The organism is Paraburkholderia sp. RL17-347-BIC-D, assembly GCF_046027915.1.
Taxonomy (GTDB): domain Bacteria; phylum Pseudomonadota; class Gammaproteobacteria; order Burkholderiales; family Burkholderiaceae; genus Paraburkholderia.
The window spans coordinates 1-3858 of the sequence record NZ_JARESS010000136.1 but is presented as its reverse complement, the minus strand read 5'-3'; the positions used below and the strand labels follow the sequence as shown (position 1 = coordinate 3858).

The following is a 3858-nucleotide window of genomic DNA, read 5'->3' as shown; positions in this document are numbered from 1 at the left end:
CGGCTCTCTGGAAGAGCATGTCCGGCTGCAGAAAGTTCTGGGTTCGGCCAGGAAGGGACACTCGACCTCGGCAGATAGATCGTTGACGATTCTGCTGTGTGTGAATGCCGAATTGCAGCGCCGAATTGGAGATCGTAGGCTTAGATAAAATAAACTGTCGTATCCGCGCATCTCATGCGCGACTGGGGCGATGCTGTGCCGACAACTGACGTGGTGAAATTATACGGAGCCGCATGGAGTGTATATGTGCGGATCGTCCGGCTTGCGCTGGAAGAGAAGCAGGTCAAATATGACTTGGTCGAGGTAGATGTATTCGCAGAGACGGGTGTCCCGCAGGAGCATTTGACGCGTCATCCGTTCGGCCGCATTCCGGCCTTCGAGCATGGCGATTTCCATCTTTACGAGACAAGCGCGATTGTTCGCTACATCGACGACGCTTTCCCCGGATGCAAACTGCAGCCGACAGATCCGAAATCGCGCGCCAAGGTAAATCAGATCGTTGGGATACTGGACGCCTATGCATACCGAACGCTCGTTTGGGACGTATACGTTGAACGCGTGGTTTCAGCTCGCGAAGGCCGGTCAGCAGATGAGCAGAAGATCACCGCCGCGCTGCCGCGTGCCGCTGTATGTTTATCTGAGTTGACCCGACTGTCCGATGACCGAGGGTTCCTGATCGGCGGTGACGTGACATTTGCTGATCTGTACGCCGCTCCAATCTTCGCATGCTTCATGCAGGCACCTGAAGCCGTTTCATTAATGGAAGGGTGCGAAAAACTGCTCTACTGGTGGCAACGATTCGCCACTCGCGACAGCATGTCCCGGACAAGGCCGTGAGCAGCGGCGCGCGGCACGGAACGGCCCAGTTCCAGACACTGGGTCGGCAACACTGAATTGGTGACCATCTGGCAAACTTCGCGAAGCACCGATACCAACCTGGAGGGCGGTGGTGTCCATCAATGTAAACGGCACGGAAGGCTACGCGGAGAATGCACAATCGCTCATCGAGCAATGGCAAGACATCTCGTTCGCGGAACACCATGCGCCCATCATGCATCTCGTTCCGACGCACCCGGCCTGCATTCTCGACGTTGGAGCCGGTATCGGAACCGACGCCGCTGCTTTCGCGGCGATGGGGCATACAGTCGTAGCCGTCGAGCCGGTGGACGCGTTGCGCGTTACCGGAATCAGGCACCATCCCTCCCCCCGGATTGAATGGCTGGACGATAGCCTGCCGGATCTCGCGATCCTGCGTTCGAGACGAAAAGAGTTTGACTTCGCTGTGCTGTCGGCCGTTTGGATGCACCTTGACGAAGACGAGCGTCATCGGGCGATGCCGAACGTCAGCGCTATCCTGTGTGACGGCGCCATGCTGGTCATGTCCTTGCGTCACGGTCCGGTTCCGAAAGGACGACGGATGTTCGATGTTTCGGCGGAAGAGACCATTCAACTCGCAAATGCTCGTGGTTTGCGAACTATGCTGAACGTCCAGACCGAATCCATCCAGCGCGGAAATCGGCGCATGGGCGTGACGTGGACCCGACTGGCCTTCGTCAAAGACGTTCCGACCTCGAGACTGGATGCGACACTATCGCCTTGCCCGAGGGCTCCCCCTCACCAGGCGTACAATCCTCTGACCATATCGGGTGCCACGTCCATTTTTGAGAGAGTCGTCAATGGCGGCTGACGATGCACGCCCTGAGAACCGCCAACCCATAGGCCCGGCGATTTCGTGGCCGGCAGCGGAGAACGAGCCACATGCCCGCTCAGATAACCCCCAATCAACTCGTTCAATTGATCATCCCAGGTATCACGGCCGTCTTTTCGCTCGGTTTTGCCTGTGCATGGCTCTACGATAGACGACTGCGCTATCTGCGCTTTCTCTCCGCTTCATTTGTTGCTTTCGCACTCGGCTCAGCAGTGCAGATCTGTCACCTACCGGATGAATGGCGATTGAACGCGCTTATATCGGCAACGTTTTATGTGTTAAGCATTCAACTGTTGGCGGAAGGTGTTTTGCGCAGGGCAGGGCTTCACTTGCGGCTAGCGACGCATGCGTCGATGTTCGCGCTGGTGCTGGGCGGCATGTATTACTTCGCCTTCGTGACGTCAAACCTGCTCGTGCGCGTCTACATTCTGAATCTCAGCGCCGGGCTGTTGATGGTGTTTACCGCGGTCCGTTTCAGGAAACGCTGCAATGGGCGCACCGTCAACCACGTTCTTCTCTGGGTGCTGCTGATCTTCGGCGCCAGTTTTTTCATCAGGACGCCGCTCACTACGATCCAATCCTTGCCGCATAGCGCTGCGCCGTTCGCGAGAACCATTTTCTGGGTCTTGCTGCAGTTGTCGCTCGCCCTGATGGGCGCTGTGTTGGGGCTCGTGCTGCTGGCCGCCGCGATGTCGGACGTGATCGACCGGCTGACTCTCGAACGCGATCTCGACTCGCTCACCGAAACGTTGAACCGGCGCGCGTTTGAACGCATGGCGGGCCGCTGCGTGGCGGACAAGCGAAGCTATCCGCTCGCGCTGATCGCTTTCGACATCGACAACTTCAAATCCATCAACGACCGTTATGGGCATGCGGCCGGCGACGCGGTGCTGCGCCAGTTCGCCGCAATCCTGCGCGCTGCGGTGCGCGAGAAAGACGTGGTGGCGCGCATCGGCGGCGAGGAGTTCGTGCTTCTGCTGCCGGGCGCTGACGACAAATTCGCGTATCAGATCGCCGAGCGCTTGCGCACCGTGCTGGAGTCTTCACGCTTCAATGAAATCGAGGCTACGCTGTGCGTTACGACGAGTGCCGGCATTGCCCGGTATCGGCCTGGCGAGGCGGTCGGGGCGTTGCTGGCGCGCGCAGATCACCTGCTCTATGCGGCGAAGCGCGCGGGGAGGAACCGGGTGGTCACGGAGCCATTAGGTCAGACGTGGAATGCCCCCGAGCTTGATATCGTGTGATCGCCCGAAGGCCGGCAAGCACTCAAACCGTACCGTCGCGGATGGGCTTGGGGCAGGAATTCGGATAGGAGCATCGGGCGTCGTCGACGCTGCTCGCCAGTGTCCGCTTCCGCTAACCGCGATCGTCCCTCGTGGGTCGGGTGCGGCCCTTCACGACGAGCGGTACCACGCTAATGCGGGTCGGCTGCGACGTGCAATCACCGGCCGTAGACGGGGAAACTGGCGTTGCTTGGGGCGCGTACGATGAGCGCTGGGCGAGACGCGTACGCGGGCGTTTCCTGCACTAGAATGAGTTAGCGTCGCTGGCAGTAGCCCGTCAGCACGACCTGCGGGATTCGCGTTGGAGGAATGCCATGCCGACTTACCAATACCGTTGCGAGCAGTGTAGTGAGATGTTCGGGAATGTCGAACATCTGGCTGAACATGAAACCGCTCATCCGAATTGTCCGAAGTGCGGAAGCGAGAAGGTTCAGCACATACCAACGCCATTTGTCGCGAAAACGTCCAGAAAGAGCTGAAATCTACCTTGCGACAGTTCGTTTTTTAGTGCGGGTGAGCAACCGGGGACGCGGGTCCCCTCGTTTTCGGGGCGATGAACTGCGGTCCATGAAACTCATGTCCAATTGAGCCCGCCAGAGTAACTTCGGACAAAAGCGCTCTGTCGTCCCAACGACACCCTGCGATGGCGGACTCAACCGATGGATGCAATAGTTTGCTGGAATCGTTCAGTCGGCCGGAGCGGTCGCTCGCGCAAGGGAATGGCAGTCCATCTGAGTCAACGCGCCAAAACATAGTGCCACGCGGCCGACGACGAATATTTCAGCGGTTGCATTTGCGATTAACGACGTTGATTTGCAAGCCATAACGTATCCTCTACAAGAGCGTTCTTCACGCCCATCGTCCTCA

The 3858-nt window shown here is 58.6% G+C and carries 5 protein-coding genes; 4 read left to right on the top strand and 1 reads right to left on the bottom strand.

The features are described 5' to 3' along the window. Nucleotides 1-174: 174 nt before the first annotated feature. The 4 genes from P0D96_RS47520 to P0D96_RS47505 all read left to right on the top strand — a co-directional run bounded on the left by P0D96_RS47520 (nt 175) and on the right by P0D96_RS47505 (nt 3470). Entirely contained in the window at nt 175-837 is a 663-nt protein-coding gene (locus P0D96_RS47520; protein WP_408321213.1) for a glutathione S-transferase family protein, read from the top strand. A gap of 112 nt (nt 838-949) precedes the next feature. Next, the gene (locus tag P0D96_RS47515) at nt 950-1687 is read left to right on the top strand and encodes a class I SAM-dependent methyltransferase (protein WP_408321211.1); all 738 of its coding nucleotides are present in this window, start codon (nt 950-952) and stop codon (nt 1685-1687) included. Nucleotides 1688-2037: 350 nt separating this feature from the next. Then, the gene (locus tag P0D96_RS47510) at nt 2038-2952 is read left to right on the top strand and encodes a GGDEF domain-containing protein (RefSeq protein WP_408321209.1); all 915 of its coding nucleotides are present in this window, start codon (nt 2038-2040) and stop codon (nt 2950-2952) included. Between the two features lie 353 nt (nt 2953-3305). After that, nucleotides 3306-3470, top strand: coding sequence for an FmdB family zinc ribbon protein (locus P0D96_RS47505; protein ID WP_408321207.1), 165 nt, complete (start codon nt 3306-3308; stop codon nt 3468-3470). Between the two features lie 207 nt (nt 3471-3677). On the opposite strand, the gene P0D96_RS47500 is transcribed toward P0D96_RS47505, so the two are convergent. Continuing rightward, nucleotides 3678-3858, bottom strand: a 181-nt coding sequence (locus tag P0D96_RS47500) for a hypothetical protein (protein ID WP_408321205.1), incomplete at its 5' end; no start/stop codon positions are given.